22 protein-coding genes are annotated in these 26,717 nt (G+C 69.1%); 12 read left to right on the top strand and 10 right to left on the bottom strand.

The features are described 5' to 3' along the window. The first annotated feature begins 161 nt into the window (after positions 1-161). From ABZS42_RS14510 to ABZS42_RS14485, 6 genes are all read left to right on the top strand, one after another. Positions 162-1,232: a LacI family DNA-binding transcriptional regulator gene (locus tag ABZS42_RS14510; RefSeq protein ID WP_355145278.1), complete on the top strand. Its 1,071-nt coding sequence runs from the start codon at positions 162-164 to the stop codon at positions 1,230-1,232. A gap of 80 nt (positions 1,233-1,312) precedes the next feature. Then, positions 1,313-2,617 (top strand): extracellular solute-binding protein, encoded by a 1,305-nt coding sequence (locus tag ABZS42_RS14505; RefSeq protein ID WP_355145276.1) that lies wholly within the window; start codon positions 1,313-1,315, stop codon positions 2,615-2,617. A 63-nt stretch (positions 2,618-2,680) separates the two neighbouring features. After that, positions 2,681-3,652 carry a sugar ABC transporter permease gene (locus ABZS42_RS14500; protein WP_355145274.1) on the top strand — a complete coding sequence of 324 codons (972 nt, stop codon included), beginning with the start codon at positions 2,681-2,683 and terminating at the stop codon, positions 3,650-3,652. Between the two features lies 1 nt (position 3,653). Beyond that, positions 3,654-4,547: a carbohydrate ABC transporter permease gene (locus ABZS42_RS14495; RefSeq protein ID WP_355145272.1), complete on the top strand. Its 894-nt coding sequence runs from the start codon at positions 3,654-3,656 to the stop codon at positions 4,545-4,547. Then, positions 4,544-6,775 (top strand): alpha-xylosidase, encoded by a 2,232-nt coding sequence (gene yicI, locus ABZS42_RS14490; RefSeq protein ID WP_355145270.1) that lies wholly within the window; start codon positions 4,544-4,546, stop codon positions 6,773-6,775. The genes ABZS42_RS14495 and yicI overlap by 4 nt, the downstream gene beginning before the upstream one ends. Next, entirely contained in the window at positions 6,772-8,181 is a 1,410-nt protein-coding gene (locus tag ABZS42_RS14485) for a GH1 family beta-glucosidase (protein WP_355145268.1), read from the top strand. The genes yicI and ABZS42_RS14485 overlap by 4 nt, the downstream gene beginning before the upstream one ends. 170 nt (positions 8,182-8,351) lie before the next feature. On the opposite strand, the gene ABZS42_RS14480 is transcribed toward ABZS42_RS14485, so the two are convergent. The 4 genes from ABZS42_RS14480 to ABZS42_RS14465 all read right to left on the bottom strand — a co-directional run bounded on the left by ABZS42_RS14480 (position 8,352) and on the right by ABZS42_RS14465 (position 11,634). Continuing rightward, a complete protein-coding gene (locus ABZS42_RS14480) occupies positions 8,352-9,281 on the bottom strand; it encodes an NADP-dependent oxidoreductase (protein ID WP_355145266.1) in 930 nt (309 codons plus the stop codon). A gap of 48 nt (positions 9,282-9,329) precedes the next feature. Then, on the bottom strand, positions 9,330-10,595 hold the full coding sequence (locus tag ABZS42_RS14475) for an MFS transporter (protein ID WP_355145264.1): 1,266 nt from the start codon (positions 10,593-10,595) through the stop codon (positions 9,330-9,332). Positions 10,596-10,621: 26 nt separating this feature from the next. Then, on the bottom strand, positions 10,622-11,260 hold the full coding sequence (locus ABZS42_RS14470; RefSeq protein WP_355145262.1) for an HD domain-containing protein: 639 nt from the start codon (positions 11,258-11,260) through the stop codon (positions 10,622-10,624). Between the two features lie 182 nt (positions 11,261-11,442). Then, a complete protein-coding gene (locus ABZS42_RS14465) occupies positions 11,443-11,634 on the bottom strand; it encodes a hypothetical protein (RefSeq protein ID WP_355145260.1) in 192 nt (63 codons plus the stop codon). 310 nt (positions 11,635-11,944) lie between these two features. On the opposite strand from ABZS42_RS14465, the gene ABZS42_RS14460 reads away from it, so the two are divergent. The 3 genes from ABZS42_RS14460 (at position 11,945) to ABZS42_RS14450 (ending at position 14,654) form a co-directional block, all read left to right on the top strand. Continuing rightward, entirely contained in the window at positions 11,945-12,931 is a 987-nt protein-coding gene (locus ABZS42_RS14460; RefSeq protein ID WP_355145258.1) for a GlxA family transcriptional regulator, read from the top strand. Between the two features lie 128 nt (positions 12,932-13,059). After that, positions 13,060-13,839 carry an indole-3-glycerol phosphate synthase TrpC gene (gene trpC, locus ABZS42_RS14455; protein ID WP_355145445.1) on the top strand — a complete coding sequence of 260 codons (780 nt, stop codon included), beginning with the start codon at positions 13,060-13,062 and terminating at the stop codon, positions 13,837-13,839. Positions 13,840-13,871: 32 nt separating this feature from the next. Beyond that, entirely contained in the window at positions 13,872-14,654 is a 783-nt protein-coding gene (locus tag ABZS42_RS14450) for an alpha/beta hydrolase (protein WP_355145256.1), read from the top strand. 27 nt (positions 14,655-14,681) lie between these two features. On the opposite strand, the gene ABZS42_RS14445 is transcribed toward ABZS42_RS14450, so the two are convergent. The 4 genes from ABZS42_RS14445 to ABZS42_RS14430 all read right to left on the bottom strand — a co-directional run bounded on the left by ABZS42_RS14445 (position 14,682) and on the right by ABZS42_RS14430 (position 18,827). Next, positions 14,682-15,185 (bottom strand): hypothetical protein, encoded by a 504-nt coding sequence (locus ABZS42_RS14445; RefSeq protein ID WP_355145254.1) that lies wholly within the window; start codon positions 15,183-15,185, stop codon positions 14,682-14,684. A 91-nt stretch (positions 15,186-15,276) separates the two neighbouring features. Then, a complete protein-coding gene (locus ABZS42_RS14440; RefSeq protein ID WP_350792770.1) occupies positions 15,277-15,870 on the bottom strand; it encodes an NTP transferase domain-containing protein in 594 nt (197 codons plus the stop codon). A 122-nt stretch (positions 15,871-15,992) separates the two neighbouring features. Then, positions 15,993-16,844, bottom strand: a complete 852-nt coding sequence (locus ABZS42_RS14435; protein WP_355145252.1) for a GNAT family N-acetyltransferase — start codon at positions 16,842-16,844, stop codon at positions 15,993-15,995. 981 nt (positions 16,845-17,825) lie between these two features. Further along, positions 17,826-18,827: a LysR family transcriptional regulator gene (locus tag ABZS42_RS14430; RefSeq protein WP_355145250.1), complete on the bottom strand. Its 1,002-nt coding sequence runs from the start codon at positions 18,825-18,827 to the stop codon at positions 17,826-17,828. A 55-nt stretch (positions 18,828-18,882) separates the two neighbouring features. On the opposite strand from ABZS42_RS14430, the gene dnaE reads away from it, so the two are divergent. Both dnaE and ABZS42_RS14420 read left to right on the top strand, forming a co-directional pair. Beyond that, a complete protein-coding gene (gene dnaE / locus ABZS42_RS14425) occupies positions 18,883-22,416 on the top strand; it encodes a DNA polymerase III subunit alpha (protein ID WP_355145248.1) in 3,534 nt (1,177 codons plus the stop codon). 305 nt (positions 22,417-22,721) lie between these two features. Further along, positions 22,722-23,300, top strand: coding sequence for a TIGR03086 family metal-binding protein (locus ABZS42_RS14420; protein WP_355145246.1), 579 nt, complete (start codon positions 22,722-22,724; stop codon positions 23,298-23,300). Positions 23,301-23,336: 36 nt separating this feature from the next. On the opposite strand, the gene ABZS42_RS14415 is transcribed toward ABZS42_RS14420, so the two are convergent. Further along, complete coding sequence (locus tag ABZS42_RS14415) at positions 23,337-23,867, bottom strand: nucleotidyltransferase family protein (RefSeq protein WP_355145244.1); 531 nt, start codon at positions 23,865-23,867, stop codon at positions 23,337-23,339. A 239-nt stretch (positions 23,868-24,106) separates the two neighbouring features. Here ABZS42_RS14415 and ABZS42_RS14410 point away from each other — a divergent pair, with 239 nt between their 5' ends. Then, complete coding sequence (locus ABZS42_RS14410) at positions 24,107-24,826, top strand: SDR family oxidoreductase (RefSeq protein ID WP_355145242.1); 720 nt, start codon at positions 24,107-24,109, stop codon at positions 24,824-24,826. A gap of 344 nt (positions 24,827-25,170) precedes the next feature. Here ABZS42_RS14410 and ABZS42_RS14405 read toward each other — a convergent pair whose 3' ends face one another. After that, positions 25,171-26,268 carry a hypothetical protein gene (locus tag ABZS42_RS14405; RefSeq protein ID WP_355145240.1) on the bottom strand — a complete coding sequence of 366 codons (1,098 nt, stop codon included), beginning with the start codon at positions 26,266-26,268 and terminating at the stop codon, positions 25,171-25,173. Positions 26,269-26,717: the final 449 nt, after the last annotated feature.

Genomic DNA, 26,717 nt, shown 5'->3' with positions numbered 1-26,717 from the left:
CACCGGGACCGCCCTCCGCCACCGGCGGCCCGAGCATCCGGGCAGGCCACGGCTCGAAAACAACTATTGACGGCGCGGTGAACGTGTCCTACGGTTCCGTCGAAACGGTTAGTCGAAACGCTTCGACAGCCGGGTGGGAGCGCGACCAAAGGAGGTGCGCGATGGCAACGATGCATGACGTCGCGCGCCTCGCCCGGGTCTCGGTCAGCACCGTGTCGTACGTGTTGACCGGCACGCGCCCCATCTCCCAGGCCACCCGCGACAAGGTGCTCGCGGCCATGACCGAACTCGGCTACCAGCCCAACGCCATGGCGCGCGGGCTGGCCAGCCGGCGCAGCCGGATCGTCGGGCTGCTGATGCCGATGGACGAGCGCGGGCTGGGCGCCACCGAGACCGCCTTCGTCACCGGCGCGGCGGCCGCGGCGAGCGCCGCCGGCTACCACCTGGTCCTCTCCCCCGTCGGCGACCTCGACGACCTCCGCCGGCTGGCGAGCCAGCGGATGCTCGACGGCGCCGTGCTGATGGAGGTACAGGTCGAGGACGAACGGGTGACCGCGCTCCAGGAGGCCGCCGTGCCGCTGGTGCTGATCGGCCGCACCGGCGACACCACCGGCCTGTCGTACGTGGACATCGACTTCGACCAGACCGTCCGGGAAGCCGTCGACCACCTGGTCGACCTCGGGCACCGGCGCATCGTCTACGTGAACCACTCGGCGGCCGCCATCGCGACCGGCTACGGGCCGGCCGTACGTACCCGGGACGCCTTCGTGACGGCGATGACCGGCCACGGCCTGGAGCCCCTGATGATCCCGACGCAGGACAGCGCGGCCGGCGGACGCGCGGCCCTGGCCGCGGCGCTCGCGGCGGCACCCGACCTCAGCGCCGTGCTGGTCATGAACGAAAACGCGATCTTCGGGATCCTCGGCGAACTGACCAACCGGGGCCTCGCGGTCCCGCACGACGTCTCCGTGGTCTCGATGGTGACCTCACCTCAGGTCGCCGAGCTGGCCACCCCCGCACTGACCGCGATGACCTCCCCGGGCTCGGCGCTCGGGCGGATCGCAGTCGAGGCGCTGCTGCGCCATGTCGAGAACGCCGGGGACGCCCAGCACCAGCAACTGCTGCCGTGCGCGTTGGAGGTACGGGGATCGACCTCCCCGGCCGCACGGAAGGTCGTCGTCATCGACGGCGACCACAGCGACCCGACCGGCTCCGGCCCGCCGGGGACGTGACACACGTCGGCCCGCCGTCGCGCTGCCACGCGACGACGGGCCAGGTAAGTACCGGGACGATACTCACCAGGAGGATAGCAATGAGGCGATTCCGTAGGGTGATCGCTGCGGTCGCACTGGCCGCCACGGCGGCGACCACGGTGGCCGCGTGCGGCAGCGACGAGGGCGGCGACGGCAGCGATGCCAAGACCCTCAAGCTCTGGCACTACGAGAGCGAGAACAGCGCGATGGGAATCGCCTGGGACCGCGCGATCCAGATCTTCAAGGACGAGCACCCGGGCGTCGAGGTCCAGTTCGAACGCAAGGCGTTCGAGCAGATCCAGCAGAACGCCGGCATGATCATCAACTCGTCCGAGGGCCCGGACCTGATGGAGTACAACAAGGGCAACGCGACCGCGGGCCTGCTCTCCTCCCAGGGACTGCTCACCGACCTGAGCGGCGAGGCGACCAAGCGCGGCTGGGACAAGGAGCTCAGCCCCAGCCTGCAGACCACCGCCCGGTACAGCGACAAGGGCGTGATGGGCTCGGGCAACTGGTACGGCGTGCCGAACTACGGCGAGTACGTCATGGTCTATTACAACAAGGACCTCTTCGACAAGTACGGCATCAAGGTGCCGACCACACTCGACGAGATGACCACGGCGATGGACACCTTCGTCAGCAAGGGCGTCACCCCGCTGGCCGAGGCCGGCGCCGAGTACCCGGCCGGTCAGCTCTTCTACCAGCTGGCGCTCTCCAAGGCCGACCGGAAGTTCGTCGACGACTACCAGCTCTACAAGAACCCGGTGGACTTCAAGGCCGACCCGCTGAAGTACGGCGCGGAGGCCTTCGCCGACTGGGTGAACAAGGGCTACGTCGCCAAGGACTCGGCGAGCCTGAAGGCCGAGGACATGGGCACCGCCTTCATCTCCGGCAAGGCCCCGATGATCGTCTCCGGCAGCTGGTGGTACGGCCGCTTCAAGGACGAGATCAAGTTCAACTGGGACTCCTTCCTGTTCCCCGGCAACAAGTTCCACGCGGGCTCGTCGGGCAACCTCTGGGTGGTCCCGACCAACAGCAAGGCCAAGAGCCTCGCGTACGACTTCATCGACATCACCATGCGCCCGGAGATCCAGGCGCTGATCGGCAACAACGGCGGTGTTCCGGTTGCCGGTGACCCGTCGAAGATCACCGACCCGAAGAACAAGAAGCTGATCGAGAACTTCAACGTGATCAGCCAGCAGGACGGTCTGGCCTTCTACCCGGACTGGCCGGTGCCTGGCTACTACGACGTGCTGGTGTCCGGCTTCCAGGGTCTGATCAACGGGTCCAAGAAGCCCGACCAGGTACTCGACGCGATCGCCAAGCCGTACGACGACGGCGTCAAGGAGATCACCGGCAAGTGACACGGCGAGGGGTGGGCGCGCCCGGCACGACCGGCACGCCCACCCCGCCGGGAAGGATCTCCCATGGCATTCCCGGAGACCGTGGCCGGCCCGGAACGGCCCGCCACCTCCACCGAACCCACCCCGACCGGCCGGAAGCGTCGTAACGGCAACGCCGGATACTGGCTCTACCTGCTGCCCGGAGCGGTGCTCTTCATCCTGGTCATCGGTGCGCCGCTGGTCGGCACCCTCTACCTGTCGCTGACCAAGTGGTCCGGCGTCGGCGATCCCACCTTCATCGGCCTGGACAACTACCAACACCTGCTGCACGACCAGGTGTTCTGGACGTCCTTCAAGAACACCCTCGCGATGATCGTCGCGATGGTGGTGGTGCCGACCCTGCTCGGGCTGGTGCTCGCCGCCGCGCTCTTCGACGTCATCGGGCGGAAGTTCAAGCCACGGACCGCCGCCGCGCTGCGCGCCGCCTTCTACCTGCCGCAGGTGCTGCCGGTCGTGGTGGCCGGCATCGTCTGGGGCTGGATCCTGCGCCCGGACGGCGCGTTCAACAGCCTGCTCGACGCGATCGGCCTCGGCGCGCTGCGGCACGACTGGCTCGGCGACCCGAACACCGCCATGCCCAGCGTGATGGCGGTGATGATCTGGGTGCAGATCGGCTACCCGGTGGTCGTCTTCATGGCCGCGCTGCAACGCGTCGATCCCGAGCTGTACGAGGCCGCCGAGGTCGACGGCGCCAACTGGTTCCGCCGGTTCCGGGCCATCACCCTGGCGCAGATCCGGCCCGAGACCTTCGTAGTGGCGCTGACCTGCACCATCGCGGCGCTGAAGGTGTTCGGCCCGGTGTTCGCGCTGACCCGTGGCGGGCCGGAGAACTCGACCAACGTGCCGTCGTACTTCGCCTACTACACGTTCTTCAAGAAGCTCCAGGTCGGCTACGGCTCCGCGATCTCCACCGTGCTCACCCTGATCATCATCGTGGTGGCCGTGGTGTTCATCTGGTTGCAGTACCGCAGCGAGCGCCAGGACCGGGGGGTCTGACATGACCGTCACGCTCACACCGGCCGAGAACGCGGTGACCCCGCGCCGGCCGCAGCCCGCCCGCGACCGGCACCACCGCGGCGCGAGCCGCTGGATCGTCCTCGTCCTGGTCACCCTCGGCGCGCTCGCCATGCTGGTGCCGTTCGTGTTCATGCTGCTCAACGCGTTCAAGTCGCCCGGTGACTACTCGTCGGGCGGCCCGCTGAGCTGGCCCTCGGAGTTCTACACCAAGGGTCTGCGGAACTACTGGACCCAGGTCAACTTCCCGCTGAAGCTGTGGAACTCGGCGCTCATCGCCGGCTCCGTCGCGGTCCTCGGCGTCGTCGTGTCGCTGCTCAACGCGTACGCCCTGGGCATCGGCCGGGTCCGCGGCCGGCTCTGGATCGTCGGGCTCTTCCTGCTGGCCAACATGCTGCCGCAGGAGGCGCTGATCTACCCGCTCTACTACGTGGCGAAGCAGGTCGGCCTCTACAACACCCAGCTCTCGGTGATCATCATCTTCACCGTCATCCAGAGCGCGTTCGGCACCTACCTGCTCGCCTCCGTGCTCGGCACCTTCCCCCGCTCGCTGCTCGAGGCGGCGGCCCTGGACGGTGCGGGCAGGTGGAAGATCCTCTGGCGGGTGGTCTTCCCCAACCTCCGGCCGACCCTCGCGGTGCTGCTCATCTTCTTCTTCATCTGGACCTGGAACGAGTTCCTGATCCCGCTGGTCATGCTCATCGACAACTCCACGCAGACCATCCCGGTCGCGCTGGCGTCGTTGCAGGGCGACCGGCTGATGGACGCGCCGACCACCAACGCGGGCGCGCTGATCAGCCTGGTGCCGGCCATCCTCTTCTTCCTCATCTTCCAGCGCACTCTCTCGCGCGGCATCACGGCAGGAGCCGAGAAGTGAAGTTCACCGACGGGTACTGGCAGATGCGACCGGGGGTCACCGTGCTGCGCCCCGGCGCGGTGGAGTCGGTCGAGCCCGACGAGCGCGGTCTCACCGTCTTCGCCCCCACCGGCCGGATCACCAGTCGCGGCGACACCCTCAACCGCCCGGTCGTCACCGTACGGTTCTTCTCGCCCGCCGACGGGGTCATCGGCGTCACCATCGCCCACCACCTCGGCGAGTCACCGAGGCTGCCCCGGTTCGAGGTGGCCGCCGGTGACGAGCACCCGGTCGAGGTCGACGTCACCGGGCCCAGCGCAACGGTGGCCAGCGGACGGCTGACCGCCCGGATCTCGCTCGTCGACGGCTGGCGGGTCGACTTCCTGCACGGCGACCGACTGCTGACGTCGTCCACCGAGCGCAGCATCGGCGTCGTCACCGACGCCGACGGCCGCGAGTACGTGCACGAGCGGCTCGGGCTCGACGTGGGCGAGACCGTGTACGGGCTGGGCGAACGGTTCGGCGCGTTCGTCAAGAACGGCCAGGTCGTCGACATCTGGAACGCCGACGGCGGCACCGCCAGCGAGCAGGCGTACAAGAACGTGCCGTTCTACCTCAGCAACCGCGGCTACGGGGTCTTCGTCGACCACCCGGAGCACGTGGCGTTCGAGATCGGTTCGGAGGTGGTGTCGCAGACGCAGTTCAGCGTCGAGGGTCAGACGCTCACCTACTACCTGATCGACGGCCCCACACCGAAGGACGTGCTGCGGCGCTACACGGCGTTGACCGGCCGACCGGCTCGGGTGCCGGCCTGGTCGTACGGGTTGTGGCTGTCGACGTCGTTCACCACCTCGTACGACGAGAAGACCGTCACCGAGTTCATCGACGGGATGGCCGAACGGGACCTGCCGCTGTCGGTGTTCCACTTCGACTGCTTCTGGATGCGGCAGTTCCACTGGGTCGACTTCGTCTGGGACCCGGCGACCTTCCCCGACCCGGAGGGCATGCTGCGCCGGCTGCACGAGCGTGGCCTGAAGGTGTGCGTCTGGATCAACCCGTACATCGCGCAGCGCTCGTACCTGTTCGAGGAGGGTCGCCGCCACGGCTACCTGGTCCGCCGGGCGGACGGGTCGGTCTGGCAGTGGGACAAGTGGCAGGCCGGCATGGCGTTGGTGGACTTCACCAACCCGGACGCGGTCGCCTGGTTCACCGGCAAGCTCAAGGCGCTGCTCGACATGGGCGTCGACTGCTTCAAGACCGACTTCGGTGAGCGCATCCCGACCGACGTGGTCTGGCACGACGGCTCCGACCCGCAGCGGATGCACAACTACTACACCCACCTCTACAACAAGGCGGTCTTCGAGCTGCTGGAGGCCGAACGCGGGGAGGGCGAGGCGGTGCTCTTCGCCCGGTCGGCCACCGCCGGCGGGCAGCAGTTCCCGGTGCACTGGGGCGGCGACTGCGAGTCCACGTTTGTGGCGATGGCCGAGTCAATGCGCGGCGGGCTGTCGCTGGCCGCGTCCGGGTTCGGCTACTGGAGCCACGACATCGGCGGCTTCGAGGGCACCCCGGACCCGGCGGTGTTCAAGCGGTGGATCGCGTTCGGACTGCTCTCCTCGCACTCGCGGCTGCACGGCTCCGGCTCGTACCGGGTGCCGTGGGCGTTCGACGACGAGGCCGTCGACGTGTTGCGGCACTTCACCCGGCTCAAGATGAGCCTGATGCCGTACCTCGCGGCGGTCGCCGAGGAGGCACACCGCGACGGCGTGCCCATGATGCGGCCGATGGTGCTGGAGTTCCCGGACGACCCGGCCGCGGCGTACCTTGACCGGCAGTACATGCTCGGTCCCGACGTCCTCGTGGCGCCGGTGATGAGCGCCGACGGGGAGGTGACGTTCTACGTGCCGGCCGGCACCTGGACCCACCTCGTGACCGGCGAGCAGCTCACCGGTCCGGCGTGGTTCACCGAGAAGCACGAGTTCGACAGCCTGCCCGTGCTGGCCCGGCCCGGCGCGGTGATCCCGTTCGGGAACCGCACCGACCGGCCGGACTACGAGTGGGCCGACGGAGTACGCCTGCGGCTCTTCGCACCGACGCAGGGCCAGCGGACCCGGGTACGGGTGCCGTCGCCCGGGAACGGGCCGGCCGCCGAGTTCGAGGTGCGCTACGCGGACGGCGCAGCCGCCGCCGAACTGGTGGCGGGAGAGTCGACGGGACACCACTGCGAGATCCAGGGAGTGCAGCGATGACGGGGTACGTCTTTCCCGAGAGCTTCGTCTGGGGTTCGGCCACCGCCTCGTACCAGATCGAGGGGGCGGCCACCGAGGACGGCCGGGGCCGGTCCATCTGGGACACCTACAGTCACACCCCCGGCCGGACGTTGAACGGCGACACCGGCGACGTGGCCGCCGACCACTATCACCGCTGGCGGGAGGACCTGGGGCACATCGCCGAGCTGGGCCTGGGCGCGTACCGGTTCTCCATCGCGTGGCCCCGCGTGCAGCCGGGCGGCTCCGGCAAGTTCAACCGGGCCGGCATCGACTTCTACTCCCGTCTCGTCGACGGGCTGCTGGAGCGCGGGGTGCGCCCGGTGGCGACCATGTACCACTGGGACCTGCCGCAGGAGCTGGAGGACGCCGGGGGCTGGGCGTCGCGGGAGACGGCGCTGCGCTTCGAGGAGTACGCGGCCGGCATCGTCGGGGCGTTGGGCGACCGGGTGCACACCTGGACCACGTTGAACGAGCCGTGGTGCTCCGCGTACCTGGGCTACGCCTCCGGCGTGCACGCGCCGGGGCGTACCGAGCCGGCGGCGGCGCTGGCCGCGGTGCACCACCTGAACCTGGCGCACGGCCTGGCCGGGCGCGTGGTGCGGGAGACCGCCCCGGCGGCCGACCTGTCGGTGACGCTCAACCTGCACGTCGTCCGCGCGGCGTCCGACTCGGAGGCCGACCTCGACGCGGTACGCCGGATCGACGCCCTGGCGAACCGCGCCTTCCTCGGCCCGATGCTGGACGGCGCCTACCCGGCAGACCTGCTGGCCGACACGGCGTCCGTCACCGACTGGTCGTTCGTGCACGACGGCGACGAGAAGCTCATCGCGGTGCCGCTGGACATGCTCGGGGTGAACTACTACTCCAGCACGCTGGTCCGCGCCTGGGACGGGGTGTCGCCCCGTTCCGACGCGGACGGGCACGGCCAGTCGGCGGCGACGCCCTGGGTGGCCGCCGACGACGTGGACTTCCTGCCGCAGCCCGGCCCGTACACGGCGATGGGCTGGAACATCGACCCGGAGGCGTTCACCGAGCTGCTGCTGCGCCTGCGCCGCGAGTACCCGAGCCAGCCGCTGATGATCACCGAGAACGGCGCGGCCTTCGACGACGTGGTGTCGGCCGACGGCACGATCTCCGACGACCGGCGCATCGACTACCTGCGGCGGCACATCGCGGCGGTGGCCGACGCCCGGGCGCAGGGCGCGGACGTGCGTGGCTACTTCGTCTGGTCGCTGCTGGACAACTTCGAGTGGGGCTACGGCTACGACCGCCGGTTCGGGATCATCCGGGTCGACTACGACACCCAGGTCCGTACCTGGAAGCAGAGCGCGCACTGGTACAAGCAGCTCGCCGCCACCGGCCGGCTGGACCAGGCGACGTCCTGACCGGGGGCGTGGTCGGCTGACGACCACGAGGGTTCGGACGCGGGATGCCGTGCGAGTCGTACGGCATCCCGCAGGTGGACCTGAGCCGTCGGCGCGGACTTCGCGCACCCCTCACCCGCGGGCCGGCGCGGCGTCGACGACCAGCACGCCGTGGGCGATTCAGGCCCGGGTCACGCGCCCTGTCCGTCCGTTACCTGGATGATCGTCTTGCCGGGTGTACGGCGGTGGCGGGCGAACGCGGAGGCCGTCTCGGCAAGCGGTCGCACCTCGCTCACGATCGGCTTGAGCCGCCCTGCGCGGAGACGCTCGGCGAGGTCGATCAGCCGGGCGCGATCGGGTTCGACGACGAAGAAGATCGCACGCCCGTCCGTGGGCTGCACGGTGGGTGGCGTGGCGATGGTGACCAGGGTGCCGCCCGGGCGTACCAGTTGGGTCGATCGTTCGAGGATGTCGCCGCCGATGACGTCGAACACCACGTCCACCTCGCCGACCTGCCGCAGATCGTCGACGGCCAGGTCGAGGAAGGTCTGCGCGCCGAGGCCGAGCGCGACATCGCGGTCCTCGGCTCGGCCGGTGCCGATCACCCGGGCGCCCACCTCCCGCGCGAGCTGAACGGCGATCGAGCCGACGCCGCCAGCGGCGCCGTGAATGAGCACGCTCTGGCCGGCCGTGAGACGGCCGTGGTCGAAAAGTCCCTGCCACGCGGTCAGCCCCGAGATGGGCAGCGCGGCGGCCACGGTGAGGTCTATGTCGGCCGCGAGGGGGGCGAGGTTACGCGCCTCCACCGCGGTGTACTCGGCCAAAGATCCGTTGCGGGCCCAGTCGGTGAGCCCGAACACCCGCTGGCCCACAGTGAGGCCGGTGGTCCCGTAGCCGAGTTCGACCACGGTTCCGGACAGCTCGTGCCCGGGAATGCTGGGTGTCCGGTCGCGGCCCGCGCGATCGGTCCACGTCCCGGGCCAGTCGAGCTCACCCGGGGTGAAGCCCGCGCCGTGCACGCGCACGATGACGTCGTTCTCGGCGGCGTGAGGGTAAGGCATGTCGGTCAGGGTGAGGCCGTCGACACCCGCGTCACGGTCCCGCACGACGATCGCTCGCACGTCGAATCCTTCCAGGAGAGGTTCGTCGGTATGGATGGTTGTGAGGGCTCAGCACGGGGTCCGCGCGTGCTGACGGCTCCCGGCCGCGGAGTTCGCGGGCCGCCCGTCGGCGGAGCGCCGCCGAGTCGATTGACGTCCGGCGTGGACCACGGCGAGCACCGCCAGCACCGCGACGAACGCGATGTAGAGGTAGGCGGTGGTCTCCAGCCCCCACCACCGGGCCAGCAGGCCCGCTGCCAGCGACGGGACGCTCAGTGCCGAATAGCTGACCACGTAGGCGGCGGAGAAGACTCCCGCGCGGGCCTTCGCGCTGGTCGCCGCACTGATCGTACGGAGCGTTCCGTTGAACGCCAACCCGGCGCCGAGCCCGGCGACGACCGAGCCGATCACGAAGGCGGTCGCGGAGGTGAGCGCCAGGGCCGCCGCCAGTCCAGCGGACCCGAGGGCCAGGGCCCCGGCCCCCAGCGAGGTGGCGACCCGTGGCGCGTGCCGGACGGACCACAACCCGCCCGCGCTGTTGCCGACGAACAGCACCGCGATGCTGAGCCCACCCGCGGCGCCGAACCCCACGTGCAGCGCGGTGGTCACCAGGGACGGAGTGAGCGCCAGGAACAGCCCGGCCAGGGCCCACCCGGCGACGATGGCGGGGACCGAGGCGAGGAACTCCGGCCGAGCTTCCCGGGGAACGCGGACCCGCGGTCGCAGCGACGCCAGCGCACCGGCTCGCCGGGGGTGCGGCTCAGGAATGGCGAGGACCGCCACCGCGAGGCTCACGAACGCCAGCGTCAGGAATGGGAACACGTACGCGTCGGGATACCTGGTCACCTCGACGAGCAGCCCGATGGCCCCCGCACCGACCGCCATGCCGATGCCGGTGCCCACGGCCGCCAACGTGGTCCCCAGGTGCGGGCGTTCCTCGGGTGCGAACTCGACCAACCCGGCCGCGAGCGCACCCGTCGCGGCCCCGGTGGCGAGGCCCTGCACCACGCGCGCTGTCAGCAGCGACCCCACCCCACCGGCGGTCCAGAAGATCGCCGTGCTGGTGGCCGCCAGGAGGAGCGCGGCGACCAGCACCGGACGGCGACCCAAATGATCGCTGAGCGACCCGACCGTCAGCAGGGCGCCGAGCAGGCCGGCGACGTACACGGCGAAGATCACCGTCAGCATCGTCACCGAGAAGCCCCAACGCTCCCGGTACAGCGGGTAGATCGGGGAGGGCGCGCTGGCGGTGGCCATCATCAGCACGTTCGCGCCGGCGAGCAGGACGAACGAAGCCCGACGTCCGAGCCGTCCTCCACTGTCGAAACGATTCACACCAGTCATCGCGTGGCCCGGGCGGGTCACCTTTCCCACGGCGAGTTGAGGATGGCTTCGACCACGTTCGTGTGCTGGAAGCCCGGGATGAAGTGCTCGAGTATGTCGGAGTTCATGGTGGCGTCCGTGGTGTGGGGGCGGTCCTTGAGCCCGTCGACGTGGGCGCGCAGGAACTCGTTGGTGAAGTCACCTCGTGGGTGGACGGCGAGGACCTCGGCCACCTGGTCCTTCTCCAGCGCGTCCAGGGCGATCCCGATCACGTCGGTCGCGATGCCGAGCTGCGTGAACGCGATCTCCGGGGCCATCCGCTCCGGAATGCCCAGCGTGGTGTGCAGCGCGATCGCCGTCCAGACGGTCTCGGCGGCGGCGGTCGAGAAGCCCCGCTCCAGGAGGAACTTGCGTGCGTGGTCGGCGCCGTCGACTTCGAAGCGCTGCACGACGTCGGAGAAGGGGGTCAGCAGGCCGACGTCGTGGAAGATGCTCGACATGTAGAGCAGCTCCGGATCCAGCTCCACGCCGAGCCGGTGGGCGTGCATCCGGCTGAAGAGGAACGCCCGCCGGGAGTGGTGGTAGATGGTGGGCCTCGTCGCCTCCTGAACGAACCGGGTCGCCTCGGCGACCGCCGCTGTCTCAGGAATCTCCAACCCCGCGATGATCTCTGGCATGACCTCTGACTCTCTGTGAAGTGTGTCGAACGCGAACCATGTGTCCGACGTCCATGCTGCTCACCGAGGGAGGTGCGGCGCCGCCTTCGTCAGGCCAGGAATCACTCATATCCGGACGCGGCGCGGCACATCCGAGTGCGCCACCACCGGGCGCGCCGTGTCACTTCGCGAGGCCGATATGCCTACCAGGCCGATACCTCAGAGTCATCAATATGCCTCTGAGGTATCGAGCTCGCGGTAATGAGACCATCCACCAGGCCAAGCATCCGGACCGTGGCCGGCCGGTCCTGCCCGGAGCCGTCCCGCAGCACCCGGACCACGTCGAGGTCGCCGTCGAGGTCCGGATGGGTGCACCATTTCGCGTCGTCCGTCACGACCTGTTCCGTACCGTGCCTGCCGTCGGGTTCGTCGGGTGGAGGCTGACCGGACATCGGCACCGAACGTCGCAGTTCGTGCGCACGGCACCGTGACTCCTCGCTGATCACGCCAGGTTGTGCCCGTTATCGGCAAGAGATAACGCCGGTCACCCGGTCCCCGCCCACGAGGATCCCCGTCGTCCCCCGTATCACTGTGTGCTACCACTGGACGGTGTCCACGCCTCCTACGTCGCCGACCCGGCGGCGGTCAGTGCTGCCGGGGTCCGGCTGGTCACCGCGCGGAACCGGCTCCGGAACGACGGGGGCGGTGCCTCCTCCCGCCCATCGCGTCGCGATCCTCGTCTACGACGGAGTGACGTTGCTGGACGTCGCCGGTCCCGCCGAGGTGTTCAAGGAGGCGAACCGGTTCGGCGCGGACTACCAGATCGTGCTGCTGTCGCCGACCGGAGCGGACGTCGTGTCGAACCTCGGGGTCCGGCTCGCGGTCGAAGGCGCAGTCTCCGCGGAGCCGACGTTCAACACGTTCCTGGTGGCCGGCTCCGACCTCTACCCGCGCACCCCAGTCTCCGCAGTCCTGGCGGACGCGGTACGGATACCGGCGGCCGCGGCCGGTCGGGTCGCGTCTATCTGCACCGGGGCGTTCGTCCTGGCCGCCGCCGGCCTCCTCGACGGCAAGCGCGCGACCACGCACTGGAAGGTCGCGCACGAACTGGCCACCCGATGCCCGACGTGCCGCGTCGAGCCCGATGCGATCTACGTCCGCGATGGCACCACGTACACCTCGGCCGGGGTGACGGCCGGAATCGACCTGGCGCTCGCCCTCGTCGAGGAGGACCACGGGCCCGACCTGGCGCGCGACGTCGCCCGCGCCCTGGTGGTGTACATGCAGCGTGCGGGCGGCCAGTCCCAGTTCTCGGCACCGCTGCAGGGACCACCGCCTCGCTCGCCGGCCCTGCGCAGGATCACCGACCTGGTGACGGCGAATCCCCGGGGGGACCACTCGCTCGGTGAGCTCGCGAAACATGTCAACGTGAGCACCCGGCAGCTCACCCGGCTCTTCCACGACGAACTGTCCACGACACCGGCCCGGTACGTGGAGAACATCCGGTTCGACATGGCCCGGGCACTACTGGACCAGGGACACAACGCGACGCAGGCCGCGACCGTCGCCGGGTTCCCCAGTTACGAGAGCATGCGACGGGTCTTCGCCAGGAAGCTGTCGATCAGCCCGGCGGCCTACCAACGCCGGTTCAGCACCGCCCGCCGAGAGGGTGAGCAGCCGCGACAGCGGTAGGTGACCACGGATGAAGCCACGGGTGGTCGAAGTCGCTACCGGGAATCGCCGTTGGTCGAAGAAGACCTGGCAGCGGTACGTTCGGAATCGTTGGGAAAAATCGGTCTCATCCGGGAGAAACGTTGAGCGTGCTGGATGGAATTCTTGAGGGTGTCGGTGCCGACCTGGCGACCCGGCAGAGCGCGGTCTCGCTGGCGGAGCTGAAGGCGCGCGTCGGCGACACACCCCCGGCCCTGGAGGTGCTCCCGCGTTTCCGCGCCCCCGGTGTATCGATCATCGCCGAGGTCAAGCGCAGCAGCCCGAGCAAGGGGGCGCTCGCCGACATCCCGGACCCCGCGGCCCTCGCGCGGGAGTACGCGGCGGGTGGCGCGGCAGCGATCAGCGTACTGACCGAGCAACGGCGATTCGGCGGCTCGCTCGCCGACCTGGAGTCCGTCCGCCGGGCCGTGGACGTCCCGATCCTCCGGAAGGACTTCATCGTCACGCCGTACCAGGTGTGGGAGACCCGTGCCCACGGTGCGGATCTGATCCTGCTGATGGTGGTCTCGCTCGACGGCGGACTGCTCGCCGACCTGCTGGGCCTGGCCCGCGAACTCGGGCTGACCGCGCTGGTCGAGGCGCACACCGCCGACGAGCTCGCCCGAGCCGTCGACGCGGGCGCCGAGCTGATCGGCATCAACGCCCGTGATCTGACCACGCTCGAGGTGGACCGTACGGTCTTCAAGCAGCTGGCCCCCGCCATCCCGGCGGGGACGATCGCGGTGGCCGAGTCCGGCGTCTCCGGGCCCGGGGACGTCGCCGAGTACCGCCAGTGGGGTGCCGACGTCGTACTGGTCGGGGAAGCGCTGGTGCGCTCGGGCGACCCGCGTAGCTCGGTGCGGGAGTTCATGGCGGCGGCCGGCGAGTGACCCGGCCGTGAAGACACCCGTGGGGATTTCGGATGGACCTGGCGTTTGATGAATCACCGGGAGCCGGACCGGTGATCGTATGCCTCCCGATGTTCAGCATGACGCGCGCCGCCATGGCCGCGGCCTTCGCTCCTGCCTTCGCGGGTGCCGGCGGGCGAGAGATCTACCTGGACCTGCCCGGCCACGGAGACTCGCCAGCGAACTGCCGAGCCACCTCGCAGGCGGTGCTGGACACCGTGTGCGCGTGGCTCGACCGCAACGTCGACAAGCCGGTCCTGCTGGCTGGTGCGTCCTACGGCGCCTACCTCGCCGCCGGAATCGCACGCCAACGGCCCGAGCTCGTCAGTGGCCTGCTTCTCGTCTGCCCGGGCGTCAAAATGCCAAGACGAGACCGGGACCTGCCTGAGTGCGAGCCGCCCGAAGCACCCACGGGTTGGCTGGACGACGCCCCCGCAGAACTGCGCCCACACCTCGACGCCGCGCTGGGCCATCGCACCTCGGCTGTCGTCGCGACGGTGCTCAGGGCTCTGGAATCCGGCGGGCCCGGCGATGAGAAGTTCCAGAAAGAGCTGCAAGGGGGCGCTGACTACGCGCTCCCCGATGAGGATGCGGACATCGTCTTCAGCGGTCCGGTCAGCGTGATCACCGGCCGACAGGACGGGATAGTCGGCTATGCCGACCAGTTCCGCTCCATGCGCCACTATCCCCGGGGCACCTTCACTGCGGTTGACGCGGCCGGGCACTACCTGCCGTTCGAACAACCCGCGCTGTTGCGGTCACTGACCCAGGATTGGCTGCGCCGAGCGAGGAGCTGACGAGGGAACTCCCTGGCGGTGGCGGGGTCACAGACCCTGGGACGACAGACCGGCGAAGCGTTCCTCGCCGACCGTGGCGGGCTTGCGCCGACGGATCCGCCGGGCCGTACGGCGTACCGCCTCGGCCGTGGCGGCGTGCGCCGCAACCGGCCCGACGGCGGCGAGCGCGGCGACCAGACCGGCCAGGACGGACCCTCCCCCGGACACGTCGGTGGCCAGCGCCACCGCCGCCGCGCCGAGCGCGGCGAGCAGCATCGCCCCTCCCCCGCCGATCAGGGCGCCCATGAAGCGGCCCCGGCGCCGCCCCGTCACCTCACCGACCAGGACGGCCGGGACCACCAGCAGCGGCACCACGACGAAGCCCACCAGCGCGGCGACCAGCACGAAGACCGGCCCCGCGAGCGGCCCGCCCGGATCGGTGCCCGTGATCACGGCGTATCCGAGCAGACCGAGGTAGCCCACCAGTCCCTCGAACGTGACGACGAGCCAGGCGACCACCGCACCGGCGACGTGTCGAGCGATCGTTCCCACAGCGCACCCCCGTGCCCCTGACGCGTCCGGTCACGTCAGTGGACAGACGCTATCGCAACGGCCCGTGACCGTGGGGGCACGTACCGGGGGATCAGACGCCGACCCGCTGGGGTGGGACGGTAAGCCCGTAGAGGGCCATCAACTCGGGCGTGTCCACCCGGCTGCCGTCGGCCACCGTGTCGCAGGCGATGTCGACGATCTGGTCCTTGTGTGCCAGCAGGTACGGCCGCGCGCCGACGTCCGCGCTGGCCAGGGTGGCTATACCGGCCCAGTGTCGACGGCCGAAGAGCATCGGGTAGCCGCGCAGCCCGTCGTAGGTGGCGCAGACCAGCACGTCCGGGTACGGCAGCGCGGCCACCCGCCGCACCGCGGCCGGGGTCAGCCCCGGCATGTCGACGGGTACGACCACCACCGCCTCGACCAGCTCGTCGTCTATCGCGGCGAGTCCGGCGCGGATCGACGAACCGACTCCGGTCCCCCACGCCCGGTTGACCACCACCGTTGCCCCGGTCAGGTCGGCCGTCTCGCGTACCTGGTCTGCGGCAGCGCCGAGCACCACCACGATCCGCTCGCAGCCCGCCTCGGTCATCGTGTCGATCATCCGGTTGACCAGAGGTTTCTCTCCCTGGTGCAGCAGGGCCTCAGGGCCACCGATCCGGCGGCCGCCGCCCGCGGCGATGATCATTCCTGCGATCCGGTTCAGCTGCGCCCCCTCGAGCATGGGACCGGCTGGTCCCGTCCTACGGAGACTGCAACGAGCGCGGCCGACCGGGGGTGGCGGGGCGAAAAGGAGAAATAGCACAACCGTTATGCATCGGGCGGAGTGTCGGCGTCGGCCCGCCACCGCCAGTTCCGCCGGACGTACCGGACCCGCAGGCCGGCACGCTCCAGGTTGGCCAGGGACTGGTTCTTCGTACCCTCCGCCGGTTGTCCCGTCTCCGCGATCAGCCACCGGCAGCCGGCCGCCCGGGCCGCCTCGGCACGAGCCGCGATCAGAGCCGACTGCACCCCGAGGTTACGGTGGCTGGGCAGCGTCGCCCCGGAATTGAGCGCGCCGACCGGGCCACGCACGAAGAGGTTCGCGCCGCCGACCAGGTCGGCGCCGTCCCAGACACCGTACGGATGGAACTGGGGATGTGCGACGCTCGCCGCCACCATCCCGGCGAGCCCCTCGGTCGGCATGCCGAAAGCCCGCAGGAGCACCTCCGCCCACTCCTCGGTGTCGCTCTCGCCCACCGGGCCGACCCGCAGCCGGGTACCGGCCCCGGGTGTGACCTCCGCGATCGGGGCCGCCAGCTTCACCCACGACGTCGTCGGCTCGATCCCGTACCCGGCGCGGATGTCGTCCCACTCGGCCGGCAGCACCGACGGGGCGATCTGGATCACCGCCTCCGGCGTGCCCTGGGCGCGGTAGAAGGCGACGATCCGATCCACCAGCTCACGAGTGACAGGTTCGGCGAAACCGAAGCCGAGGGCCTTGCTCCAATAGGAGACCGGGTCGTTGCGCATCGACAGCACCACGCCGCCACCGATCCGGCTGGTGGTGATCCCGAGCCGCTCCCGGTCGACCGGCGGCGTCGCCGTCTCGTACGCGTACATGAAGTCCGCCTCGGCCGCCTCGGCCATCGCGGTGGTCAACTCTGCGTCCGTGGTGCTCACGCCGACAGGATGCCGCAGTTCGGGCGGGCGACTCGGCGGCCATGGCGTGGCGTTACGTCGGTCACGCCACGAGGGCGGAGGGCTGCGCCGGACACGGTCTTGGCCACTGTCGGTTCCCTCTGAGCTTTTCAGTGTCCGGTGCCTCTGACCTGGGCAGTGAAACCTTTTGGTCGGCCTGCTTCGCGGGATTTCGGCCGCTCAATCGTTCAGTACGCACATCTGCCGGGCTGTTTGCCGTCCTGAGCGCAAAGCAGCCGCCGGCGGTGACAGCTTGTGCTGTCAATGCCGGTGCGGGTTGGGCTCTTGGTCCGGTCAGCTGCTCGCGCATCTCTGCGGCTTGCGGAGTCGGCGGCCGACAAGACGCAGGGCCGCCGCGCCGAGCAGGATGCGCACCACTTGACTGTTCGAACATCGGCGTCGAGCGTCGTGGCCGGCAGGTCTCGGTCGACCAACTCATGTGGAAGTCGGCTGCGCAACCGGCATGATCAGCGCGCCGCGAGGGAGCCCGGTTGGCGGAGTCAGCGGCCGACGAAGACCAGGCCAGTGCGTCTTCACCGGCACCGCCTTTACCAGCAGAGCGCTCGAATCACCTCGACCGCCCCCGATCGCGGCGCCGGTCACGCTGGCGGAAGCATCCACAACGCCTCGTAGTGGGCCGCGCGCTGCTCGGCGGTCATGAGGTGCATGCGTAAGGGTCAACGTGTACAGCCAGGTACTGCTGAACGTGCACAGCGTCGTGCAGATGGCGGAGGCACGTCCGAGCCTTCAATCGCCCACGAGCTGGCCAGCGGATTCAGCGAGGCCCACAGGAACGCACGGGCGGCCATCGTGACGTCCCGTTACCAGCGAGCCGGCATCGACCGTATGGCGTATCCGCTTCTGTCGAGATGAGTGTGTTGGCATGGCGGTCTCAGTGACTCGTCCCGCGTCGGTACGTGCTGCGGTTGCCGGGTGCCGCTGTCCGGCCGACTCTGGGCTGCGTCATGGTGTGGACGGGCGGGCTGCCCAGCTCGGGACCCAGGCGTCATCGGGGCGGTGGCGGTGCGGTACCGAGCGAATGTAGCTGCGCAGCATGGCCAGGCCCGGGTGTGGGTTGTCGCGGTGCCAGATGAGGAAGTGCGGGTAGACCGGGGTCGGGTTGAGGATAGGGGTGCGGCGCAGGTCGTAGTTCGCCGGCCACAGCATCCGGGTGAGCTCGCCGACCAGGGAGGCCAGCGTCGGCGATTCGGCCAGTACGTCCAGCAGGTGGTCGGTGCCGAAGTTGGGGCCGATTCGCTCGATCGTGAGTCCGAATTCGGCGCCCAGGTCGTCGTAGTAGGCGGCCCATTCGGTGCCGGGGGCGATGCCGGGGATCCAGATCCGTTGGCCAGTCAGGTCGGCCATGGTGATGTGGCTGGCGCCGGCGAGCGGGTGCCCTGGTCCGGTCAGCAGTTGGTGTGGATCATCCAGCACCCGGGCCGCCCGGATGCCCGCCGGCAGTTCCCGCACCGGCACGGTGACCGCCCGGAAGGTGGCGTCGATCATCCCGGCTTCGACGGCGGCGATCGCGGCGGCCGCGTCCGACTCGACCAGGGTCACCACGTCGAGCTCGGTGTCCGGGTGCGCCTGGTGGAAGTCGCGCAACAGGCCGGCCGGACCTATCCTGCGGTTCAGTACGTCCACGCGCAGCGCCCGGCGGCCCGGCCGGACGGAGCTCACCGCGCGCTCGGCCAGCTGAATCATTGCGCGCGCGTGTGGGAGGAATGCCTGCCCGTCGATGGTGAGTGCGGCGCCCCGCGGCGTACGCGTGAACAGGCGCGCTCCGAGGACGTGTTCCAGCGTCGCGACGCGCTTGGACACGGCCTGTTGGCTGATGCCGAGCCGGGCCGCCGCCTCGCCGAAGTAGCGGTCGTCGGTGACCGCCAGGAACGCCCGAACCGAGCCTAAGTCGAGACCTTCGACAACCTCTGGTTGTGGATCGTCCGCGTGTCGGTTGTTGGACACTCTGGCTCCTGACCTGTTCGAATGCCTGCTCTCGGGAAGCCTACAACCGGAGGGTGTGGTGGACTCCTTCGTTCATCTCCATGTGCACACCGACTACAGCATGCTGGACGGCGCCGCCAAAGTCGTGCCGCTGACTGCCGAGGTGGCGCGGCTGGGGATGCCGGCGGTGGCGATGAGCGACCACGGCAACGTGCACGGGGCGTACGAGTTCTTCCGCGCCGCCCGCAAGGTCGGCGTCAAGCCGATCATCGGCATCGAGGCGTACCTTGCACCCGGCAACCGTCATGACCGTCGTCCGGTGTTCTTCAGTGACAATGTGGCGTTGCGGAAGTCCGACGACGCGACCGGCGCGGGCGGTGACGTTTCCGGCCGCGGCCTTTACACGCATCTGACCATGTGGGCGGCCGACGCCCGCGGCCTTGCCAACCTGTTCCGGTTGCAATCGCGGGCCTGGCTGGAGGGCCACGTCCAGAAGTACCCGCGGATGGACGACGAGCTGCTCACCGAACATGGGGCCGGGCTGATCGCCACCACCGGGTGCCCGTCGGGTGAGGTGCAGACACGGCTCCGGCTCGGCCAGTACGACCGGGCGGTCGAGGCGGCGGCGCGCTACCGAGACATCCTCGGTGTGGACAACTACTTCCTCGAGCTGATGGATCATGGGCTACCGATCGAGCGCCGGGTCCGTGCCGACCTGCTCCGCCTCGGCCGTCATCTGGGTCTTCCACCGCTGGCCACCAACGACTCGCATTACGTCACCGAGGACCAGGCGGCCGCGCACGACGCGCTGCTCTGCGTCGGCACCGGCAAGCGGCTGGCCGACACCGACCGGTTCCGGTTCGGCGGCAGCGGCTACTACCTGAAATCCGCCGAGCAGATGCGCGCACTCTGGGACGACGAGGTCCCGGGCGCGTGCGACAACACGCTGCTGGTGGCCGAGCGGATCGAAGCCTACGACGAAGTCTTCGCCCACCGCGACCTGACGCCCCGCTTCGCCGTGCCCGAGGGCGAGACCGAGTCCAGCTGGCTGCGCGCCGAGACCCTGCGCGGGGCCCGGCAACGATACGGCGAGACGCCGCCGCCCGAGGTACTCGCCCGGATCGACCACGAGCTGTCAGTGATCGACACCATGGGCTTTCCCGGCTACTTCCTGGTGGTGGCCGACATCTGCGAGTACGCCCGGAAGCAGGGCATCGGGCTGGGACCCGGCCGAGGCTCGGCGACCGGCTCGATCGTCGCCTACTGCACCGGGATCACCCAGCTCGACCCGATCGAGCACAAGCTGCTCTTCGAGCGGTTCCTCAACCCCGAGCGGATCTCCATGCCCGACGTCGACCTGGACTTCGACGACCGCCGACGCGACGAGATGATTGAGTATGTCACCCGGCGCTACGGCGACGACCGGGTCTGCCAGATCGTCACGTTCGGCACGATCAAGGCCAAGGCGGCGGTGAAGGACGCGTGTCGGGTGCTGGGTCTGCCGTACGCGCTGGGCGACCGCATCACCAAGACGTTCCCGCCGGCGGACGGCGGCAAGGAGATCCCGCTCGCGGCGATCCACGACGGCGGCCATCCTCGCCACGGCGAGGCCGCCGAACTGCGGCGCATGTACGAGCAGGAGCCGGACGTACGCCTGGTGCTGGACAACGCCGCGGGCCTGGAAGGGCTCACCCGCGGCACCGGTATCCACGCGGCCGGGGTGATCCTCTCGGCGGAGCCGCTGCTGGACGTGATCCCGCTGGTCCGTCCCAAAGCCGCAGGCCCGGTGATCACCGGGTTCCCGTTCACGCAGGCCGAGGAGATGGGCCTGCTCAAAATGGACTTCCTGGGCCTTCGGAACCTCACCGTGATCGGCGACGCCATCGCCAACGTACGAGCCAACCAGGGCGTCGAGATTGACATCCTGCAGGTGCCGCTGGACGACGCGAAGACGTACGAGCTGCTGGCCCGCGGCGACACGCTCGGCGTCTTCCAGCTCGACAGCGGCGGTATGCGCGTCCTGCTGCGGATGATGCAGCCCACCACGTTCACCGACATCGCCGCGGTCAACGCGCTCTACCGGCCCGGCCCGATGGAGATGAACGCGCACACCAACTACGCGCTGCGCAAGACCGGCAAGCAACCGGTCGAGCCGATCCACCCTGAGCTCGCCGAGGCGCTGGAGCCGATCCTCGGCGACACGTACCACCTGGTCGTCTTCCAAGAGCAGGTGATGGCGATCGCGCAGCAGCTAGCCGGCTACTCGCTGGGCGCCGCCGACAACCTGCGCCGGGCGATGGGCAAGAAAAAGAAGGAAATACTGGACGCCGAGTGGGACCGGTTCGCCGCAGGCATGTGCGAGCGCGGCTTCTCACCGGCGGCGACCCAAGCGATCTGGGACGTGCTGGTCCCGTTCAGCGGCTACGGATTCAACAAGTCACACACCGCAGGGTACGGCCTGGTGTCGTACTGGACCGCGTATCTCAAGACCAACCACCCCAGCGAATACCTCGCCGCACTGCTCACCTCGGTCGGCGACGACAAGGACAAGCTCGCCATCTATCTTGCCGACTGCCGCCGTCTCGGCATCGTGGTGATGCCACCGGACGTCAACGAGAGCGGCCTCGACTTCGCCGCGGTCGGCACCGGTATCCGCTTCGGTATGGGCGCGGTCCGCAACGTCGGTGCCAGCGTGGTCGAGGCGATCATCGACGCACGCAAGTCCCGCGGCAAGTTCAACGACTTCGCTGATTTCCTCGCCAAGGTGCCGCCGGTGGTGTGCCAGAAGCGGGCGATCGAGTCGCTCGCCAAGGCCGGCGCGTTCGACGGGCTCGGCCATCACCGCAAGGGCCTCGTCGCCGTCCACGAGCAGGCCGTCGATGCGGTCATCGGCGTGAAGCGAAACCAGGCACTCGGCCAGGACTCCCTCTTCGGCGACCTGGGCGGCGCCGGAGTCGCAGTCACCGTTCCGGAAGGTGAGTGGGACCGGTCCACCCTGCTCGCATACGAGCGAGAGATGCTCGGCCTCTTCGTCTCCGGTCACCCCCTCGACGGCGCCGAGCACGTGCTCCGGCAGCACCGCGACATGGGCCTGGCCGACCTGTTGGCATCGGGTCGTACAGACGGCCCGATCCGGGTGAGCGGCATCATCGCAGGCCTGCAACGCAAGATCACCAAGCAGGGACACGCGTGGGCGGTGCACACCCTGGAGGACCAGGACGCGGCCGTGGAATGCCTGGCCTTCCCCAAGACGTACGAACGCTGCGAAGCGACACTTGCGCAAGACCGAGTGGTGGGCGTCCGGGGAAGGATCACCGTCCGCGACGAGACGATGAGCATCCACGTGGAAGAGGTGACGCCGGTCGACATGACGGGCGAGGACGCGCCGATCGTGCTGGCGCTGCGGGACACCCAGGTAACGCCGCGGCTCGTCGGCGAGCTCAAGCAGATCCTGACCCGCCACCACGGCAGTGTGCCGGTGCACGTACGGCTGGCGTGCGCCAGCGGGCGTACGACCCTGCTGGATCTGAAGGCCTGCCGGGTAACATCAGGCCCGGCGCTCTACGGCGACCTCAAGGCGTTGCTGGGCGCCGCAGCGATCGGTTCCTGAGCGCGGGTGCGGCAGGCCAGATTCGGTCCCGCGGATCAGAGTCCGTTGCAAACCGCTCAGATCATCGCGACGCTCTACCTTGACCCAGATCGGGTGCACGCATCTGCCGCCGGTCGTGCGCGCCGACCGTGGGCAACGCGTCACCGCCTGTCTCCGGCCCGCGCTGATGGGAACGCCCTGCTTTGCCGAATAGCGGATGCTCCGGGGAGGCTCGCTGGTCTCAGGAGGTTTGAGGTCAGGGTGGCGAGGAGTGGCAGGTGCCTCGCCGACACGCACGCGGCGCCATTGCTCCTATCGTCATGGCTGTGATCTTCCCGCAGCAACGACAGGATTACTTCGACGCTCTCGACTGGGTGACCCAGCTGATGGCAGCAATCCAACCCCGGCAGCTCGACGCCCGTACACCCTGCGAGGACTTCGACGTCCGTAGCCTGCTCGGGCACCTCATCGGCACCGCGCACCGCGGACTCGCCACGGGGCAAGGCGTCCCGACGCGGGACATCCCACACGTGATCACTGACGTGTCGGACAGCGAGCTCGCCTCGACGTACGCGGCCCTGGCGGCCTCAATCCGGGAGGCTTGGTCGCCGCTGGCCGAGGCTGACCAGGTCAGGCCACCGTGGGGGCTCTGTACGGCGTTGGACGCAGCACGGGGCTTCACCGTTGAAACCATTACACATGGATGGGACCTGGCCGTCGCGATCGGACAACCAAGCGACGCCCCCGGCGGCATCGCGGACCGGTGCCTCGCCTACGCCGCTGCCATCATCCCCGACCGGTTACGGGGTGTCATGTACGACGCCCCCGTTGTTGGGATGGACTGCTCGTCCGCGACGGAAAAACTCGCGCACCTACTCGGCCACACGCGCGAGAGGAGCCGTTGATCGCGAACCTTTGAGCGCCGCCCAGGCAAGGAGCGCCTACTTCGGCCGAATGACCGTGACACCGGACCATCGCACCGCTGGCTGGTGACGCTCAAGTCTGGTGAAGGACCATGGGATGCTCACGCGCCGCGGATTACGCCGCCAGACGCCTTCGAGTAGATCGCTCAGGCCGAGCGGGGCGCAGACCTCGATGGCATCGTTTACGCAAAGGCGCACCGCAACGGCCGTAGCGGTCTCCGGCCACGTCGCCACCACGTCATGTATCGATGTCAGCGGTTCGACCGGGCTGCCGCCGAACTTGCCGGCGTACCAGGTGTGCACCGCTGCTTGATTACGTGCTTCCCACGGCACTTCCGGCAAACGCCTGTGGAGCCGTTCGGTCACCCGATCGTCGTTGGTGCGGCTCAGGTCGTTCAAATCGAAGAAGGCCACATCCACATCGCGGACCAAGTCGGGGTTGAAGCCGGCTCCATAGCGCTCACCCCAGACGAGGTCACGCAGGACCCCGGCACCTATCCAAGCATCGGGAATGTGCTCATCGCGCACCGTTGCGAGTACACGCAGCATCCATGCACTGGACCGGATGAGAGCGACCAGGGCTTCTGTCACGTGAGCCGCCTCTCCCGCCAACTGCGATCTTCGGGATCCTAAGCCTCCCGCGGCACACTGGTCTGGCCGCGATCCCCGCGCTACGCAGAGTCACGCCCAGCTGGCCCGGTTGCCGTCCGGACATGCCGAAGAGCGGATGTCCGATCTTGGCAAGTTCCTGTTGACCTCAACCAGAGTTCAGATGCTTCACTTCGGCCATGAATCTTGACGGCCTACGCGTCGCCATCACCGGCGCCGCACGTGACACCGGACGACTACTGGCCGAAGCCTTCGCCGAGCGCGGTGCACAGATCTTCCTCTCGGCCCGCGACCTGGCTGCGGCCGAGCATGTTGCGGATGCGATCAGCCAGCGGGGGCCAGGTCGAGCTGATGCATTTCACTGCGACCTCGCCGTCCCGGAGTCGGTGCGCGCGTTCGCCGCTGCCGTAACCGAACGGACGAAGCACCTCGACGTGCTGATCAACAATGGTGCCCCATACATCGAAGGTGACGACCTGGGAGACGTCTCGGACGACAAGATCGAAAGCGTGATGGCTGCGGGCGGGACCGGCACCATGCTGTTGACCAAAAATCTACTGCCGCTGCTACGGGCATCGTCGCGGCCCGACATCGTCAACATGATCTCCGCATGCGGCGAGGTGGGGCACCGCCGCTCCGGTGCACATCCCGCGTTCTACGCGGCTAAGCATGCCCACGCCGGACTCGCTGAGATCCTCTCGCACCGGCTCCGGCCAGAAGGGATCCGGGTAATCTCACTGTTTCCGCCGGACTTCGTTCAGGACGGGCCCCGACAGGTAGACAGCGACCTCACCGCGCGATCGGTCATCGACTGCGTGCTTTTCGCGGTCGGCCAACCACGAGACTGTTTCATTCGCGAGTTCCACTTCGAGCAGGTTCGGCGGGCGTCCACACCCTGACCGCTCACTGCGCGAAGCAGCCCGAGCCCGGTCGAGGGCCCTCGGCAGAGATCCGCCCTTGAGACTGTCACCGTCTGAACCAAGGTCAGGTGCGCGGATCTGCCGCCGAGCGTGCGTCACGTTCCGTACGGATGTCGGTGCTGAAGAACCTCGGCGGACCGTCCTTGCTCAGAAACCTCTCCCTTGCCGGATGACCGCGACGCCGCTTACATCCGCGCACTGCCACAGATCGAGTCGATACCGAAAGTGCGGACCCTCCTCCAACGCCTTCACCGGCACTGGTGGCGCCGGCATCCGGTCGTAGCCGATGTGCGGATGCGGAGGTCGGGCGTGGCCGGGGTCAGTCACAGCAGGCCGCGTTCGCGTAGCCGGGCGAGCCGGTCCGGCGGCAGGCAGTCGGCCAGGTTCCGTTCCAGGTCGACCAGCTCAAGGTCGACCGGGTACACCACGAAGTCGTCGGTGACTGGCAGCGTGTCCGACCAGTCGCGGAGGTTGAGCCGAGCCGCCACCGCGCACAACAATCGCCGGCCCACCTCGGATCCGGCGGCGGCATCGAAGTCGTCGGCGTCGAGTAGGGCGAGCTCCTGTCGTACCAGCCGCACCGATCTTGCGTCGTCGAGGTCGACGTCGGTACTGGCCCCGAAGTCGGCCGGCGACCATGCTGCCTGGGCGTCGATCGTCGCTAGGGCGGCGCGCTCGTCCTCAGTGGCCCCGTTGAGCTCGAAGGACAGCGCGTCCGATCGGTCGTAGCTCAGCGCGACGCAGGCGGCGGGGCCGTCGATCGCCAGGCGCGCCACGGCGTCCGGGATCAGCGTGAGGAATGCGTCCTCGATGGTCCGGCACGCCGTTTCGAGGTCGAACCCGGCCGGCGGCCGCTCATAGCGCACCTCGGACCGACGGCCCATGACCTCGACGACGCAGACCAGGCCGCGGTCGTCGTGCTCCGCCGTCAGCACCGAAGGCGCCCGGCCATCGTGCTCGATCTCGACGCGGCTGATCCGCCCATCGGTGTATGCGTACGACTCCCGCCCCGAGCCACCCCGCGCGACCGTGTCGGCCGAGCGCATCAACCCGTCCACGAAGCGGTACTCGTGCAGGTAGATGGGCCCGTCCGTATCGAAGTGCGCCGCCTCGACCACGTCGCCGTCGTGGCCGACGAACGTCTCGTAGTACAGGCGGCCGTGAAGAAAGCCGCTGTACTCCTCGATCACCACCGCGCGGCCCTCGGCGTCGAACCCGATGCGCAGAACATCCCGATCCACCGGCGGCCTGGCGTCCAACCGGCGGCCAGCCTTGAGCAGGTCCCGTTCGAAGTGCAACGGACGAAGATCAAGGCCCGGCCACTTGTACCAGTCCCAGCGCCCGACGAGCGCGGTCGCCGCTCTCTTTCGACAGTCGTACTCGCTAGCGAGCTGGGCGAACCGCGCAGCAAGATCGGACATGTCCGGGATGCTACTGGTCGCCTCGCCGGACTGGCCGCCGCGCACGTCCGGATCTGCCGCCGATCATGCGCGCCTGCGCCGGAGCGTCCGTCACCCCCCGGTGGTCCCCCAGCTGGCACGCCTAGGTGGGAGGACATCCGGACAGGTCGAGGTCGGCCGTCAGCGAGTTGCCCAGGTTTGTTGGTGAACGTAACCGTGCAGAGTTCGCGATCCGTGCGGAAATTGAGCTCGGCAATAGCTTCTGAAGAGTCACCGCTCGGCGACTCACCCAACGACCATCGCGCCTTCGCCTCAGCCGCTGATGCAGCTACCGCAGCCTGCCCGTCGGAGGCATCCGCACATGCCGCGATCCCTGCGCTACGCGGCGTCATGAAGTGCCGACTCGGCCGGCATACGCACATGCCGGTGAGCGCTAGCTCGGACCGGCTCGGTTTGCCGATCTTTGTCGA

This window comes from Micromonospora sp. NPDC005367 (assembly GCF_040606825.1).
In the GTDB taxonomy this organism is placed as follows: Bacteria; Actinomycetota; Actinomycetes; order Mycobacteriales; family Micromonosporaceae; genus Micromonospora.
The sequence above is the reverse complement of the archived record's forward strand: the minus strand, read 5'-3'. Positions and strand labels throughout refer to the sequence as shown.

What these genes read in the sequence shown, in the direction of transcription:
- ABZS42_RS14440 (WP_350792770.1), bottom strand. Translation starts at nt 15,870, where the DNA reads ATGATCATCGCCGCGGGCGGCGGCCGCCGGATCGGTGGCCCTGAGGCC.
- ABZS42_RS14405 (WP_355145240.1), bottom strand. Translation starts at nt 26,268, where the DNA reads ATGTCCGATCTTGCTGCGCGGTTCGCCCAGCTCGCTAGCGAGTACGAC.
- ABZS42_RS14510 (WP_355145278.1), top strand. Translation starts at nt 162, where the DNA reads ATGGCAACGATGCATGACGTCGCGCGCCTCGCCCGGGTCTCGGTCAGC.
- ABZS42_RS14410 (WP_355145242.1), top strand. Translation starts at nt 24,107, where the DNA reads ATGAATCTTGACGGCCTACGCGTCGCCATCACCGGCGCCGCACGTGAC.
- ABZS42_RS14495 (WP_355145272.1), top strand. Translation starts at nt 3,654, where the DNA reads ATGACCGTCACGCTCACACCGGCCGAGAACGCGGTGACCCCGCGCCGG.
- ABZS42_RS14485 (WP_355145268.1), top strand. Translation starts at nt 6,772, where the DNA reads ATGACGGGGTACGTCTTTCCCGAGAGCTTCGTCTGGGGTTCGGCCACC.
- ABZS42_RS14450 (WP_355145256.1), top strand. Translation starts at nt 13,872, where the DNA reads ATGGACCTGGCGTTTGATGAATCACCGGGAGCCGGACCGGTGATCGTA.
- ABZS42_RS14415 (WP_355145244.1), bottom strand. Translation starts at nt 23,867, where the DNA reads ATGCTGCGTGTACTCGCAACGGTGCGCGATGAGCACATTCCCGATGCT.
- ABZS42_RS14505 (WP_355145276.1), top strand. Translation starts at nt 1,313, where the DNA reads ATGAGGCGATTCCGTAGGGTGATCGCTGCGGTCGCACTGGCCGCCACG.
- ABZS42_RS14500 (WP_355145274.1), top strand. Translation starts at nt 2,681, where the DNA reads ATGGCATTCCCGGAGACCGTGGCCGGCCCGGAACGGCCCGCCACCTCC.
- ABZS42_RS14470 (WP_355145262.1), bottom strand. Translation starts at nt 11,260, where the DNA reads ATGCCAGAGATCATCGCGGGGTTGGAGATTCCTGAGACAGCGGCGGTC.